A 14,281-nucleotide genomic window follows, 5' to 3' on the forward strand; every position below is an offset into this window, starting at 1 on the left:
CGGCACCGTACGACGGCCGCCCACGCGAGGGCGGCCCGCACGAAGACCGGGGGCCCCGCGACTTTCCGTCGCGGGGCCCCCGGCCCGTTTCCGCCCGCGTCCGCCTCCGGGCCCTTACGCCGACCACTGGCGGGCGCGCAGCGGCATCCCGGAATCCGCCGGGCCCCCGTCGTCGGTGCGCACGGCCAGCACCTGGTTGACCCCGAGCCGGTTGCGCTCGAAGCCGAGCGCCGAGGCCGCCATGTACAGCAGCCAGACCCGGGACCGCCCGACGGAGGTCAGCCGCACGGCCTCGTCCCAGTGCTTCTCCAGCCGCGCCACCCAGGCCCGCAGGGTGAGGGCGTAGTGCTCGCGCAGCGCCTCCACGTCACGGACCTCGAAGCCGGCCCGCTCCAGTTCTCCGACGGTGGTGCCGAGCGGGGAGAGCTCGCCGTCGGGGAAGACGTAGGCGTCTATGAACTCGTCGATCCGGTACGCCTCTTCGTCCGGTTCGGGGCGCCGGGCGATCTGATGGTTCAGCAGCCGGCCGCCGGGCCGCAGCAGCGCGTGCAGGGTCTGGGCGTACGCGCGGTAGCGCTCGGAGCCCACGTGCTCGGCCATGCCGATGGAGGAGATCGCGTCGTACGGGCCGTCCTTGACGTCCCGGTAGTCCTGGACCCGGATCTCGACGAGGTCGGCCAGGCCCTCCTCGGCCACCCGCTTGCGCGCGTAGGCGGCCTGCTCGCGCGAGAGGGTGATCCCGGTGACCCTGACCCCGTACGCGCGGGCCGCGTGCAGGGCCATGGAGCCCCAGCCGCAGCCGACGTCCAGGAGCCGGTCGCCGGGGCTCAGGGCCAGCTTGCGGCAGACCAGGTCGAGCTTGTCGTGCTGGGCCTCCTCCAGCGTGCCGCCCGGGCTCCAGTAGGCGCAGGAGTACACCATCGAGGGGCCGAGCACGTGGGCGTAGAACTCGTTGCCCACGTCGTAGTGGTGGCTGATGGCCGCGCGGTCGCGGCCCTTGGTGTGCCGGGGCCCACCGCGGCGCTGCGCCTCCTCGGGCGGCGGAGCGGGCGCCGGCCACGGCCGGGCCAGGCCCACGAGGTCGCGTAGGGCCGTCCGCCGCGCGGGATCGCGCAGCAGGGCCCGCAGTCCCTGGGGGGCCTGGGGCGGCGGCTCTTCGCCGGGCCGGCGGCCGCTCTCCCACAGCAGCGGCGCCACTCGTTCCAGGAGGGCGAACAGATCGCCCTCCACCGTCATGTCCCCCGATACCCAAGCCCGCGCCAGGCCCAGCTCACCCGGCTTCCACAGCAGGCGGCGCAGGGCGCGGCGGCTGTGGAAGACGAGGACGGGGCCGGCGGGCGGGCCCGCTTCGCTGCCGTCCCAGGCCCGGACGCGCACGGGCAGGGGGGCGCCGAGCAGGGTCTCGGCAACAGCGACCAGCCGCGGCGCGGCGTCGGTCATGGCACACCTCCAGAAAGGTCCGACCCAAGCGTCTACCCGTCCTGGGCGGCGGATAAGCCGCCGGACGGGTCCGCCGTCCGGAGAGCCGAGCGGCGCTCGAGGCACGCCGAAGGGGCCGCCCGCACCACGGATGGCGGGCGGCCCCTTCGGGTCGCGCTGGGTCTTGCCGGTCCTACTGGGTCCTTCTGGGTCCTACGGGTGCCTCTGGTCCTGCTGGTCCTGCTGGTCCTACGAGGTGCTGCCGGACCGGGTCAGGAGGCCTTGGCCTTCTCGGCCGGGGCAGTGACGGCGGCCGGAGCCGGGGCCGGCTTGGCGGCCTCGTAGAACTCCTCGCGGGGAGTCTCCAGCGCACCGAGGGAGACGACCTCGCGCTTGAGGAACATGGCGAGGGTCCAGTCGGCGAAGACGCGGATCTTGCGGTTCCAGGTCGGCATGGCCATGCCGTGGTAGCCGCGGTGCATGTACCAGGCGAGACGGCCCTTGAGCTTGATCTTCATCTTGCCCATGACGATCATCGCGACGCCCTTGTGGAGGCCGAGGCCCGCCACCGCACCCTTGTTGGAGTGCGAGTACTCGGACTGCGGGAAGCCCCGCATGCCCGAGATGACGTTGTCGCCGAGGACCTTGGCCTGGCGCAGCGCGTGCTGGGCGTTCGGCGGGCACCAGGCGTTCTCCACGCCGGCCTTGCGGGCGGCGAGGTCCGGCACCTGGGCGTTGTCGCCGGCGGTCCAGATGTAGTCCGTGCCCTTGACCTGGAGGGTCGGCTCGGCGTCCACGTGGCCGCGGGGGCCGAGCGGGAGGCCGTAGCGGGCCAGCACCGGGTTGGGCTTGACGCCCGCGGTCCACACGAGGGTGTTGGAGTCGACCTCGAGGCCGTTCTTCAGCACCACGTGGCCGTCCACGCAGGAGTCCATGGAGGTGTTGAGGTAGATCTCGATGCCGCGCGACTCGAGGTGCTCCTTGCCCCAGGTGCCGAGCTTGGGCCCGACCTCGGGAAGGATCTTGTCGGCCGCGTCGACCAGGATGAAGCGCATGTCCTCGCGCTTGATGCTGGTGTAGTACTTGGCCGCGTCGCGGGCCATGTCCTCGACCTCGCCGATGGTCTCCGCACCGGCGAAGCCGCCGCCGACGAAGACGAAGGTGAGGGCCTTGCGGCGGACGTCCTCGTCCGTCGTGGACTCGGCCTTGTCGAGCTGCTCGAGTACGTGGTTGCGCAGGCCGATGCCCTCTTCGACGCCCTTCATACCGATGCCCTGTTCGGCGAGGCCGGGGATCGGGAAGGTGCGGGAGATGGCGCCGAGCGCGATCACCAGGTAGTCGAAGGGCAGCTCGTACGCCTCGCCGACCAGCGGCGTGACGACGGCGACCTTGCGGTCCTGGTCGATGCTGGTGACCCGGCCGGTGAGAACCTCAGCCTTGGGCAGCACGCGTCGCAGCGGGACGACGACGTGCCGAGGCGAGATGCTGCCTGCGGCCACTTCAGGGAGGAAGGGCTGGTAGGTCATGTACGAGCGCGGGTCGACGACCGTGACGGTCGCCTCGCCGTAGCGCATCTTCTTCATGATGCGCTTGGCTGCGTACAGGCCTACGTACCCACCTCCTACAACGAGGATCCTGGGACGCTCCGTGGTGCTCATGGAACGAGTATCCAGCACCCCAAGGAGTGACGCTCGTGAGCCCCTTCACAAGGACCTTGGGACCCTCTGCTACACTCCGCCGCCCACGTGACCCAGGTCATGGCGCGAAGTGGGAACCAGCATGTAACGGGAGTCGTTGAACACCAGTCCTGAACTGGCCTCCAGCCCCGTAAGCGGAGTAGACCACCGGGTTCGTGGATACCTACCGCCGAGCCACCGCGCCGGGCTCCATTCGCACGAACGCTCGTGAAAACAAGGCTCGAGCGGCTCTCGACTCGCCCAAAAGGCTCCTCCGGAGCCCTCGCGGGCATCTTTTCCTTGTGAAGAACTTCACGAACTTCGTGCGGACGGCGGGAGCCAAGGCCTCCGAACGGCTGCCGCCGGGCCCCTGAGGGGCACCGAGGAGGCAGCCGCCGGGCGACCGTCACGCGGCCGTCACACCGCACTCACGCGACCGACCAGGCGATTCCGTCGAGGATGTCGTGCTCCGAGACCACGACCTCCGAGGCGCCCACGCGCTCCATGACGGCCAGCAGAATCAGGGCTCCCGCCCCGATCACGTCGACCCGGCCCGGGTGCATCACCGGGATCGCCGCGCGCTCGGCGTGGGTCAGCGTCAGCATCCGCTCGCTGATCTCGCGGACCGTCTCGTACGGGATCCGGGAGTGGTGGATCGCCTGCGAGTCGTACTCCGCCAGGTCGAGCGCGATCCCGGCGACCGTGGTCACCGAGCCGGCCAGGCCGACCAGCGTGCGCGCCTGCCCCAGCGGAACCGTCTCGGCGGCCACGTCCAGCGCGGCCTCGATGTCGGCCCGCACGGCGGCCACCTGCGCCTCGGTCGGCGGGTCGCTGACGACCCCGTCGACCACCAGGTGGCGCTCGGTCATCCGCACGCAGCCCACGTCGACGGAGCGGGCCGCCCGGACGTGGTCGTCGCCGACCACGAACTCGGTCGAGCCGCCACCGATGTCCACGACCAGGAAGGGGCGCTCCAGATCGGTGCGGCCCGTCAGCTCCTTGGTGGCGCCGGAGAAGGAGAACTCCGCCTCCTGGCCGCCGGAGATCACCTCGGGTTCGACGCCCAGGATGTCCAGCACGCCCTGGACGAACTCGTCCCGGTTCTCGGCGTCCCGGGAGGCCGAGGTCGCCACGAAGCGCACGCGTTCGGCGCCGAGCTCCTTGATGACCGCCGCGTACTCGCGGCAGGCCGCGAAGGTGCGCGCCAGCGCCTCGGGGGCCAGCCGGCCCGTCTGGTCGACGCCCTGGCCGAGGCGGACGACGGTCATCCGGCGGTCCAGCTCGACCAATTCGCCCGTGCCGCCCGCGCCGGAGGCGCCGTCGGGCAGAGTGCAGTCCGCGACGAGGAGCCGGATGGAGTTCGTACCGCAGTCGATGGCCGCGACCCGGGTCACGCGCCCGACTCCTTCTCGGCGTCCCTCTCGGCGTCCTTCTCGGCGTCCTTCTCGTCCTTCTTCTCACCGCACGGCGTGACGCAGGCGCCCTTGGCCCACCACTCGGGCAGCATCGCGAGGGCCTCGTCGCCGAACGGGTTCACACCCGGGCCCGCGGCCAGCGAGTGGCCGACCAGCACGTGCAGGCACTTCACCCGGTCCGGCATGCCGCCGGCGCTCGGGAAGCCCTGGAGCACCTCGATGGCGTCGCGGCGGGTGAGGTAGTCCTCGTGCGCGGCCCGGTAGGCGGCGGCCAGTTCGGGGTCCTCGGCGAGCCGGCCCTGCATCTCCTTCATCACGCCGTTGGCTTCCAGCGTGCCGATCGCACCGGCGGCGCGCGGGCAGGTCAGGTAGTACAGCGTCGGGAAGGGCGTGCCGTCGGGGAGCCGCGGGGCGGTCTCCACCACGTCCGGCTGCCCGCAGGGGCAGCGGTGCGCGATGGCGCGCAGCCCGCGCGGCGGGCGGCCGAGCTGCTGCTGGAACGCCTCGATGTCTGCGGCGGTCGGCTCGGTCCGGTCGGTCTGGGGCGGGGGCGTCTGCATGCCTGGAGGAAGTCTTTTCGTTCTCGTGGATGGTCTCGTGCGCGGAGGTGCGTACGCGGTCGGTGCGTGCGCGGTGGCCGCGTACGCGGTGGGTGCGCGGTGCGTACTCAGTCGCCCGGGCGGTCGGCCTTGTCGACGCCGTCCCAGACGTTGGAGTACCAGGGGCGGTCGGTCGCGGCCTGCCCCTTGCGGCGGTGCTCGGCGGCCTCGGCCCCGGGGTCGCTCATGATGTAGCTGATCTCCCCCGGCCGGACGAAGTGCAGGTGCTTGCGCGCCTGCTGCTCCGCGTACGCGTTGTCCTGCCAGCGTGCCTTCTCGTCGCGCAGCCGTTCCAGCCGGTCCCGCGCGAGGGCGGCGTCCTTCTGCTGCTCCGCGATCTCCGAGCGCTGGGACACGTACTGGCGCATCGGATACGCGAGGGCGACGACCAGGGTACAGAGGACCAGGACGAGCAGGGCGGCCCGGCCGGTGAGCCGGCTGCGCCGCACCTGGCGGCGGGACTGCGAGCGGTAGACGTGTGCCGCGGTCCGCTCGCCCAGCTGCTTGAGCCTGGTCGCCGTCGAGAACGTGGCGAACCGGTCCCGGTTCCCGGCCATTGATCCGCCTCCCCTATGTACGCACGACGCAATACGTCCCCGCACACGGTACGGGACCGAGTGCGGGGACGTAGGGAGGCTTGCGCCCCCAAAGGACCGTTCAGCCGTGAAGCGGTGGTCAGCCCTTGAAGCGCGGGAATGCGGAGCGGCCCGCGTACACCGCGGCGTCGTCGAGGATCTCCTCGATGCGCAGCAGCTGGTTGTACTTGGCGACGCGGTCCGAGCGGGCCGGGGCGCCGGTCTTGATCTGGCCGCAGTTCACGGCGACCGCGAGGTCGGCGATGGTGACGTCCTCGGTCTCGCCGGAGCGGTGCGACATCATGCACTTGAAGCCGTTGCGCTGGGCCATTTCGACGGCGTCGAGGGTCTCGGTCAGCGAACCGATCTGGTTCACCTTCACGAGCAGGGCGTTGGCCGAGCCCTCTTCGATGCCGCGGGCCAGGCGCTCCGGGTTCGTGACGAAGAGGTCGTCGCCGACGATCTGGACCTTGGCGCCCAGCTTGTCGGTGAGGGTCTTCCAGCCCGACCAGTCGTCTTCGTACAGCGGGTCCTCGATGGAGACGAGCGGGTACGCGGAGACGAGCTCCTCGTAGTACTCGGTCATCTCGGCGGCCGAGCGGGACTGGCCCTCGAACTCGTACTTGCCGTCCTTGTAGAACTCGGACGCGGCGACGTCGAGCGCGAGCGCGATGTCCTTGCCCGGGACGTAGCCGGCCTGCTTGATGGCCTCGACGATGAGGTCGAGCGCGGCGCGGTTCGACTCCAGGTTCGGCGCGAAGCCGCCCTCGTCGCCCAGGCCGGTGGAGAGGCCCTTGGTGTGCAGGACCTTCTTGAGGGTGTGGTAGACCTCGGCACCCCAGCGAAGGGCCTCGGAGAAGGACTCCGCGCCGATCGGGGCGATCATGAATTCCTGGATGTCGACGTTGGAGTCGGCGTGCGACCCGCCGTTCAGGATGTTCATCATCGGAACGGGCAGCAGGTGCGCGTTCGGACCGCCGAGGTAGCGGAACAGCGGGAGGTCGGAGGCCTCGGACGCGGCGTGCGCGACGGCGAGGGAGACGCCGAGGATGGCGTTGGCGCCGAGGGAGCCCTTGTTCTCGGTGGCGTCCAGGTCGATCATCGCCTGGTCGATCAGGCGCTGCTCGGTGGCGTCGTAGCCGACGAGCTCCGGGCCGATCTGCTCGATGACGGCGAGGACGGCCTTCTCGACGCCCTTGCCCAGGTAGCGGTTGGGGTCACCGTCACGGAGCTCTACGGCTTCGAACGCACCGGTGGAGGCGCCGGACGGGACTGCAGCACGGCCGGTGCTGCCATCGTCGAGGCCCACCTCGACCTCGACCGTGGGATTGCCTCGGGAGTCCAGGATTTCCCGGGCTACGACGACGTCGATGGACGGCACGAGCATCTCCTTCTGGGATGTGACGCTGGGTGTGCGGTGGCAGGTCAGGCCGTCGGACGGCCTTGCCGCTTAGAGCCTAACGTCTCCGGGCACCAGGCCAGCCGACCGCCCGGGTCCTGGGACGAAAAAGGGTCTGAATGCCCCCCTTACAGGACATACGGCTCCTGATCAGCCTCACCCGCCGGGGCGTTCACCGGGCGTTCATCCGACTTCACCCGACTTCACCCGGCGGGCCGTCAGGACACACAGCACCGCCCGGCGCGTGGGGGGTTACGCGCCGGGCGGCGGGAATCACGTGTGCCGCGAACGCGGCTGCGGGTGTGTCACCGCTGGATTCAGCTGAGCTTCAGCTTCTGACCCGGGAAGATCAGGTCGGCGTCCGAGACGATGTCCTTGTTGAGCTCGAAGAGCTTCTCCCAGCCGCCGGTGACGTTGCTCGCCGCCGCGATGGTGCCCAGCGTGTCGCCGGACTTGACCTCGTAGGAGCCGTTGCCCGTCTTGGGGGCCTCGGTCTTCGGCTTGACCGGGGCGGCCGGACGCTCGGAGCGGGTGGTGGCCTCGGAGCGCTTCTCCGTCTTCGGCGCGGCCTTCTCCTGCTTCTTCGGCGCGGTCTTCTTCGGTTCGGTCTTCTTGGTCTCGGCCTTCGGGGCGGCCTCGGCCGCGCCACCGTTGTACGCCGCGTTCGACAGGCCGACGCCACAGGACGGCCAGGCGCCCTTGCCCTGGCCCTTGAGGACCTTCTCGGCGATGGCTATCTGCTGGCCCTTGGAGGCCTGGTTGGCCTGCGCGGCGTACGACTTGCCGCCGTAAGCGGCCCAGGTGGAGGACGAGAACTGCAGGCCGCCGTAGTAGCCGTTGCCCGTGTTGATGGCCCAGTTGCCACCGGACTCGCAGGAGGCGACGCGGTCCCACTCGGAGGTGGTCGCCGCGGAAGCGGTGCCCGCGGCCATCAGGGGGGCCGCGACGGCTACACCGGCGACGCCGGCCAGCGTGACGAGGCGGACGGCCTTGGAGCCGCGGCGGTGCTTGCCCTTGGCGGAAAGCAGCATGGAGTTCTCCTCACCGACGCCTTCGAGGTGAGCTGTCGGGTTCGGGCGAGTGAGTGCCCGGCCAGGCGACCTAGCGCCTGTCTTAACCCCTAGCCGGTTCCGTGACCGTCTCTCAACGGCCGGTTCCGGCGCCTACCTTGGTTCCCCCGCTCCTGCCTTCGGCGCTTGCGCGACGAGTGTTCCCTCCGTCCGCCGGCAGGATTCGGCGATGCGGTCGAAGGAGCCCGCGGTGGCGGGCGATTCAGAAGGTAGACAGGTCTCCCCCCGATGTTCAACGAGCGCCATCGGGGAGAAACGGTGCCTGCTTGCGCTCTTCCCGGGGGTGTTTGCGCAGGTGAGGGCGGGGTTTGCGGAACCCGGGGGGCCGGACACGCCAGTTGACCGGAAGAGACACATGTCTCACTTACGGAAAACGGACAATCAGGCTCTTCCCGGGCGCCTCAAGTGTCCCTATTCGTGCGTTAGATCCAGATTCTGGCCGGGCTTGATGAGATTGGCGTCGACGCCGATGACCTGCTCGTTGGCCTCGTAGAGCGCGTTCCAGCCGCCCGTCACACCGTTGGCGTCCGCGATGGTGGCCAGGGTGTCGCCCCTCTTCACGGTGTACCCCGGGTCCGACGCCGCATCAGATGTGACCGTGGCCTCGACCGCGGCCGGACCGCGGTGCTTGCCGCCGCCCTCCACCGCGTCGGCCGACGTGCCGGCCGGGTCGGTGGTGGCACCGAGGGCCGACGGGGCGGCCGGGGACGTGGGCGAGTCGGGCGAAGCAGGTGAAGCGGGTGAAGTGGGTGAAGTGGGCGAAGTGGGCGCCGTCGGGTCGGCGGGCGTCGTGGGCGCCGCCGGGTCGGCGGGAGTGGACGGAACGGCGGGAGCCGTCGGATCCACCGGCGGGAGCGGAGTCGTGGGCGTGGTGGGGGCCGTCGGGTCCGTGGACGGGACGGTCGGCGTCGTGGGGGCGGTCGGGTCCGCCGGGCTCGTGGGCCCGGTCGACAGGCCCGGACTCGGCATCACGGGCAGCGGGAAGTCGGGGAGCATGAAGGAGGGCATGTCGGAGGGGGCCGGCGCGGCGGGCGTCGGAGCGCCGAAGTCCGTGGACGGGGTGGCCGGGCCGAGGTAGGGCACGACGGAGTCGGGCCGCGACACGGAGGGGGGCGCGGGCCTGGACTCCCGCGGCGCGCCCGGGTCCACCACGGCGGCCGGCGCCTGCTGCGACAGTCCGACCGAGGCTCCGCACTGCGGCCAGGCCGCGGGGCCCTGGGAGGCCAGCACCCGCTCGGCCACGGCGATCTGCTGGGACCGGCTGGCGAGGTCGGCGCGCGGGGCGAAGTCGAGGCCTCCGGCGCTCTTCCACTGCTCCTGGGTGAACTGCAGCCCGCCGTACGAGCCGCTGCCGAAGTTCGCGCTCCACGTGCCGCCGCTCTCGCACTCGGCGACCTTGTCCCACGTGGTGGTCTCTGCCGCGCTCGCACCGGTGGCCGCGAACAGCGGCAGGGCGAGGGCGGAGCCGGCGACTCCGGCGGTGACGACAAGTGCGGGCACTTGTCGGGGGCGTCTGTGGCGGCCGTTCCCGGAACCCATGAGGTTGCACCTTTCGCATAACGGCGGGGTAACGGCAGAACCTAGCGGCCTTCGAACGCCTGTCACAAGTTTGGGCGTTGACTGACTTCAGGTCAGTACGATTTCAGCTGGTTTGCACCGCGAACCGAACCGGAAGCGTCCGCAGTCCGCGCATGATGAGCCCGCCGCGCCAGCGCAGCTCCCCGGCCGGCACGGCCAGTTCCAGATCGGGCAGCCGCCTCAGCAGGGTCGCGAGCGCCGTCTGCCCTTCGAGACGGGCGAGCGGGGCGCCGACGCAGTAGTGGATGCCGTGCCCGTATCCGAGGTGCTGGTTGTCGGTCCGGGAGAGGTCGAGGGCGTCGGGGTCGGCGAACCTCTCGGGGTCGCGGTCGGCGGCCGCGAGGACCACCAGGACCGGGTCGCCCGCCGCGATGTCCTGGCCGCCGAGGACGAAGGGTTCGGTGGCGAACCGCCAGGTGGCCAGCTCCACCGGCCCGTCGTAGCGCAGCAGCTCCTCGACTCCGGTGGCCAGCAGCTCGCTCTCGCCGGCGGCCAGGGAGGCCTGGAGGCGCTCGCGCTGGTCCGGGTTCATGAAGAGCGAGTGGACACCGTTGCCGATGAGGTTGACCGTGGTCTCGAAGCCCGCGAACAGGAGGATGAAGGCCATGGCGGTGGCCTCGGCCTCCGTCAGGTGGTCGCCGTGGTCGCTGGCCCGGATCAGGTCGGAGATCAGGTCGTCGCCGGGAGCGTCGCGCTTGCGGTGGATGAGCTCTCCGAGATAGGTCCGCATCTGCTTCACCGACCGGGCGACGCCGCCTCGCGGCCCTCCGCCGTGGCGGATCATCATGCCGGCCCAGTCGCGGAAGTCGTCCTGGTCCTCGCGCGGTACGCCGAGCATCTCGCAGATGGCGTAGATGGGGAGGGGGAAGGCGAACTCGTGGATGAGGTCGGCCTCCCCCTTGGCCACGAACTGGTCGATGAGGTGGTCGGTCAGCTCCTGGACCCTCGGGGCGAACTCGGCGACCCTGCGCGGGGTGAACGCCTTCGACACCAGCCGCCGCAGCCGCGTGTGGTCCGGCGGGTCGATGTTGAGCAGGTGCGTCATCAGCTCGGCCTTGCGCTCACCGGGGATCCCCGTCCTGCCCTTGGCGTGGGCCGATCCCTCGTGGTGGGCCGGGTTCTTGCTGAGCCGCTGGTCGGCGAGGGCCTGGCGGGCGTCGGCGTACCGGGTGACCAGCCAGGCCTCGACCCCGCTGGGGAGTGTGGTGCGGTGCACGGGTGCGTGCTCGCGCAGCCAGGCGTACGCCGGGTACGGGTCGGTCGCGAACTCCCAGTCGAACAGGGTCGGGCCGGTTCCGTCCACGGACGGGGCGGCGGAGGGGGCTTCGGGGGCTGCGGGGGTCTGCTCGTGCACCTGGAGACCGTATCCCGCCCGGGAACCGCCATCCGATATGGGTGGTTCGTCGCGGCTGTCCGTAGATCATCCATGGCTTGACGTCACCTTGTCCGGCATTCCTACTTTCGGTTTTGTGGATGTGAGGATCTTGAAAAGCAGCTTCGCGGTGGTGGAGAGACGGGCCGAGCACGCGGCCAAGTACTTCTACACCCACCTCTTCTGGCACAACCCCGGAATCCGTGAGCTCTTCCCGGCCTCCTCCGAGGACATGCAGCGGCAGCGGGACCGGCTCTTCGCCGCGCTGACCCATGTGATCGCACACCTGGAGAACGAGACGCTCCTCCCCTATCTACGCGACCTCGGCCGCGACCACCGCAAGTTCCTCGCGAGCCCCGAGCACTACGCGGCCGTCGGCGCCAGCCTCATCGCCGCGCTCCAGGAAGCCTCCGCGGACGCCTGGTCCCCCCAAGTCGAAAAGGCCTGGGGGCAGGCCTACCAGGTCATCGCCGACGCGATGATGGCCGGCGCCGCCTCCAGCGAGGACCCGCCCTGGTGGGACGCCGAGGTCCAGCGCCACCTCCTGTACGGGCAGGACATCGCCGTCCTGAGGCTGCGCCCGCACGCCCCCTTCCCCTACCTCCCCGGCCAGTACACGAGCGTGAGCAGCGAGCGGGTCCCGACGACCTGGCGCACCTACTCCATCGGCAACGCGCCGCGCGCCGACGGCACGATCGACCTGCACGTCAGCCGGATCGAGCACGGCCGCATGAGCACCGCCCTGGTCCGGGACGCGCGGCCCGGCGACGTGCTGCGCCTCGGCGCGGCCGGCGGGCAGCTGACCTTCCGCCGCGGGGACCGGCCCGTCTCCTTCATCGCCGCCGGCACCGGCTGGGCGCCGATCCGCGCCATGCTGGAGGAGCTGGCGGGCCGCCCTCCCGATCAGGACGTACGGCTCTTCGTGGTGGCCCGGGACGCCGCGCACCTCTACGACCGCCCGCTCATCGACGAGTGCGCGGCCGCCTTCGACTGGCTGAGCGTCACCTACCTCACGCCGGCCCCCGGCCGGCACCGCAACCAGGCCACCGACCGGCTGGCGACCGCGCTCAGCAACCGGGGGCTCTGGCCCGATCAGGACGTCTACCTCAGCGGTCCGCCGCGGTTCATCGAGGAGACCTCGTACCTCGTGGAGGAACTCGGCGCCCGCCCCGGCCGGATCTTCTACGACTCCGGGCCCGCCCTCGGCAGGGGTGACGGCCGGGACGACGGCCAGGACGACGGCCGGGGCCAGGACCCGCGGGACCGGCCGATGGGCTTCGGGGAGTGGTTCCTGAACCGGCCGGACCCGCACTGGCACAACCCCTCGGGGCGCGCCCCGAGGGAGTACTGACGCGTTCGCGGCCTGCCGCGACCGAGGGCTACTCGCCGACGCCCTCGGCCGCCCGGATCGCTTCCCGGTAGACCCGGGCCGCCGCGCGCAGCGCGGTCTCGGGGTCGGTTCCGGCCGCCTCGGCGCGCGCCGCCAGCTCCAGCAGCTCGTACCCGACGCCCTCGCCGCGCGGGAGGGCGACGTCCACCCCGCCCGTCCGGACCCGGCCGGCGAGCTTGGCCGCGAGCGCGAGACCGGGCTGGCCGAGCGGGATCCCGTCGGTCACCGACTTCCGCTGCTTCTCGATCTGCTTGGTGCGCTGCCAGTGCTCGTTGACGTCCTGCGCGGTGTGCGCCTCGGCGTCGCCGAAGACGTGGGGGTGGCGGTGGATCAGCTTCTCGACGAGGGCTCCGGCCACGTCGTCGATGGAGAACGGCTCGTCCTCTTCACCGGGGCCGCCCTCCTGCGCGATGCGGGCGTGGAAGACGACCTGGAGCAGGACGTCGCCGAGCTCCTCGCGCAGTTCCTCGCGGTCGCCGTTCTCGATGGCCTCGACCAGCTCGTACGCCTCCTCGATGGCGTACTTCACCAGCCCCTCGTGCGTCTGCTGCGAGCTCCAGGGGCATTCGCGCCGGACCCGGTCCATGACCTGGACGAGGTCGAGCAGGCGGGCGCCCGGCAGGTCGTAGGAGCCCGGCAGCAGTTCCAGGTCGGGCATGCTGACGCGGCCGGAGCCCGCCAGGCGCGCGAGTCCGTCGGTGAGCCGCCGGTCGCCCTCGCCGCCCGGGATCACCACGACCGTGCGGCCGCCGGCGCAGGCCTCGACCAGCTCGTGCGCGTCCGGGCTCTCGTGCGCCACCTCGATGCCGGCCTCGCGCAGGTACGGGAGCTGCGGATGGCCCGGGTCGGCGCACAGCACCCGGTCCGCGGCGTGCAGGGTCTGCCAGGCCGGCCAGGACAGCACGCCGGGGGCGACCCGGTGGCTGGTGGTCAGCAGGACGATGCGGCCGGTGGGCTCGGAGGGTACGTCGTCAGTCACCCTCCGAACCTACCTCTCCGCGCCTATGCTCCGGCCGGGGGCTGCTCGGGGCGGGTGACCTGGGTGATCCAGGGGGTCTGGGCCTCGCCGAGGCCGACCTTCTGGGCGTCCCAGGCGCCGTAGCGCGGGTTGACCTCGATGCCCAGCCCGGACGCGGCCTTCGAGGCGGGCTCGGAGAGCTTGCCCTCGCCGTACTTGGCGTTGAGCCTGGCGAAGAGCACCTGGTCGCGGACCCAGCGCTCGATCTGGTCGGGGGCCATCGCGGCCTTCTGCAGGATCGTGGCCTCGAAGGCCTCGGTCCCGCCGTTGCCCTGGTCGTAGGCCTTGCGCTCCTCCTCCAGCTCCTTGGGAGTGAGGGTGATCCCGGCGTCCTCGGCCATCCGGTCCAGGATGCGGCTCTGGATCATCGCGCCGAGCTTGACCCGGTCCAGCTGCGGGATGGCCGCGATGAGCTCGGCCGAGTGTTCGGAGCGGTTCTGCGCGGTGCGGACGTCGTTCACCTGGGCCTGGAGTGCGGAGGTGGTGATCCGTTCGCCGCCGACGACGGCCGCGGTGCCGGGGCGCGCTTGGCCCGAGCAGGCGGACAGCAGTGGGGCCGCCACGAGGAGGGCGGCGGAGACGGAGAGCGCTGTGCGACGGTGCAAAGGAGCCTCCAGGGCCGGGAGATTGTGCTTCGGTGCACAAGGGCCGTGCGATGGTCGATGTTATGCAGTACAGGTGACCAGAGCCACCGGTTCGACCAACGATTCCGGGGGTGTTGGGGTGCTGTGCCGTTCGGGCCGACACCATCCGACGGCCATCCGGCCCGG

Annotated in this window: 12 protein-coding genes and 1 riboswitch; of the genes, 1 reads left to right on the forward strand and 11 read right to left on the reverse strand. The window is 71.3% G+C overall.

The features are described from left to right. Positions 1–114: 114 nt before the first annotated feature. The 9 genes from J7E97_RS11985 to J7E97_RS12025 form a co-directional block, all read right to left on the reverse strand. Positions 115–1,440 carry a cyclopropane-fatty-acyl-phospholipid synthase family protein gene (locus J7E97_RS11985; RefSeq protein WP_215025626.1) on the reverse strand — a complete coding sequence of 442 codons (1,326 nt, stop codon included), beginning with the start codon at positions 1,438–1,440 and terminating at the stop codon, positions 115–117. Between the two features lie 251 nt (positions 1,441–1,691). Beyond that, on the reverse strand, positions 1,692–3,077 hold the full coding sequence (locus J7E97_RS11990; protein ID WP_215025629.1) for an NAD(P)/FAD-dependent oxidoreductase: 1,386 nt from the start codon (positions 3,075–3,077) through the stop codon (positions 1,692–1,694). A gap of 446 nt (positions 3,078–3,523) precedes the next feature. Continuing rightward, complete coding sequence (locus J7E97_RS11995; protein ID WP_215025632.1) at positions 3,524–4,489, reverse strand: Ppx/GppA phosphatase family protein; 966 nt, start codon at positions 4,487–4,489, stop codon at positions 3,524–3,526. Further along, positions 4,486–5,070, reverse strand: coding sequence for a DUF501 domain-containing protein (locus tag J7E97_RS12000; RefSeq protein WP_215025635.1), 585 nt, complete (start codon positions 5,068–5,070; stop codon positions 4,486–4,488). Before J7E97_RS12000 ends, J7E97_RS11995 begins: the two co-directional genes overlap by 4 nt. Positions 5,071–5,177: 107 nt before the next feature. Beyond that, on the reverse strand, positions 5,178–5,666 hold the full coding sequence (locus J7E97_RS12005) for a septum formation initiator family protein (RefSeq protein ID WP_215025638.1): 489 nt from the start codon (positions 5,664–5,666) through the stop codon (positions 5,178–5,180). Positions 5,667–5,784: 118 nt separating this feature from the next. Then, entirely contained in the window at positions 5,785–7,071 is a 1,287-nt protein-coding gene (gene eno / locus J7E97_RS12010) for a phosphopyruvate hydratase (RefSeq protein ID WP_215025641.1), read from the reverse strand. Between the two features lie 329 nt (positions 7,072–7,400). After that, positions 7,401–8,114, reverse strand: a complete 714-nt coding sequence (locus tag J7E97_RS12015; protein ID WP_215025644.1) for a transglycosylase family protein — start codon at positions 8,112–8,114, stop codon at positions 7,401–7,403. 2 nt (positions 8,115–8,116) lie between these two features. Further along, positions 8,117–8,288, reverse strand: a riboswitch (cyclic di-AMP (ydaO/yuaA leader). 276 nt (positions 8,289–8,564) lie between these two features. Continuing rightward, a complete protein-coding gene (locus tag J7E97_RS12020) occupies positions 8,565–9,653 on the reverse strand; it encodes a transglycosylase family protein (protein ID WP_308346469.1) in 1,089 nt (362 codons plus the stop codon). 142 nt (positions 9,654–9,795) lie between these two features. Then, a complete protein-coding gene (locus tag J7E97_RS12025) occupies positions 9,796–11,085 on the reverse strand; it encodes a cytochrome P450 (RefSeq protein ID WP_374224137.1) in 1,290 nt (429 codons plus the stop codon). A 121-nt stretch (positions 11,086–11,206) separates the two neighbouring features. On the opposite strand from J7E97_RS12025, the gene J7E97_RS12030 reads away from it, so the two are divergent. Then, the gene (locus tag J7E97_RS12030) at positions 11,207–12,454 is read left to right on the forward strand and encodes a globin domain-containing protein (RefSeq protein ID WP_308346470.1); all 1,248 of its coding nucleotides are present in this window, start codon (positions 11,207–11,209) and stop codon (positions 12,452–12,454) included. Between the two features lie 28 nt (positions 12,455–12,482). On the opposite strand, the gene J7E97_RS12035 is transcribed toward J7E97_RS12030, so the two are convergent. After that, positions 12,483–13,472 carry a nucleoside triphosphate pyrophosphohydrolase gene (locus J7E97_RS12035; RefSeq protein WP_215025652.1) on the reverse strand — a complete coding sequence of 330 codons (990 nt, stop codon included), beginning with the start codon at positions 13,470–13,472 and terminating at the stop codon, positions 12,483–12,485. 23 nt (positions 13,473–13,495) lie between these two features. Further along, positions 13,496–14,116 (reverse strand): SurA N-terminal domain-containing protein, encoded by a 621-nt coding sequence (locus J7E97_RS12040; protein ID WP_215025655.1) that lies wholly within the window; start codon positions 14,114–14,116, stop codon positions 13,496–13,498. Positions 14,117–14,281: the final 165 nt, after the last annotated feature.

This window comes from Streptomyces sp. ISL-66 (assembly GCF_018614135.1).
In the GTDB taxonomy this organism is placed as follows: Bacteria; Actinomycetota; Actinomycetes; order Streptomycetales; family Streptomycetaceae; genus Streptomyces.

Coding starts and splice junctions, on each gene's coding strand:
- J7E97_RS12015 (WP_215025644.1), bottom strand. CDS start 8,114: ATGCTGCTTTCCGCCAAGGGCAAGCACCGCCGCGGCTCCAAGGCCGTC.
- J7E97_RS11990 (WP_215025629.1), bottom strand. CDS start 3,077: ATGAGCACCACGGAGCGTCCCAGGATCCTCGTTGTAGGAGGTGGGTAC.
- J7E97_RS12000 (WP_215025635.1), bottom strand. CDS start 5,070: ATGCAGACGCCCCCGCCCCAGACCGACCGGACCGAGCCGACCGCCGCA.
- eno (WP_215025641.1), bottom strand. CDS start 7,071: ATGCTCGTGCCGTCCATCGACGTCGTCGTAGCCCGGGAAATCCTGGAC.
- J7E97_RS11985 (WP_215025626.1), bottom strand. CDS start 1,440: ATGACCGACGCCGCGCCGCGGCTGGTCGCTGTTGCCGAGACCCTGCTC.
- J7E97_RS12005 (WP_215025638.1), bottom strand. CDS start 5,666: ATGGCCGGGAACCGGGACCGGTTCGCCACGTTCTCGACGGCGACCAGG.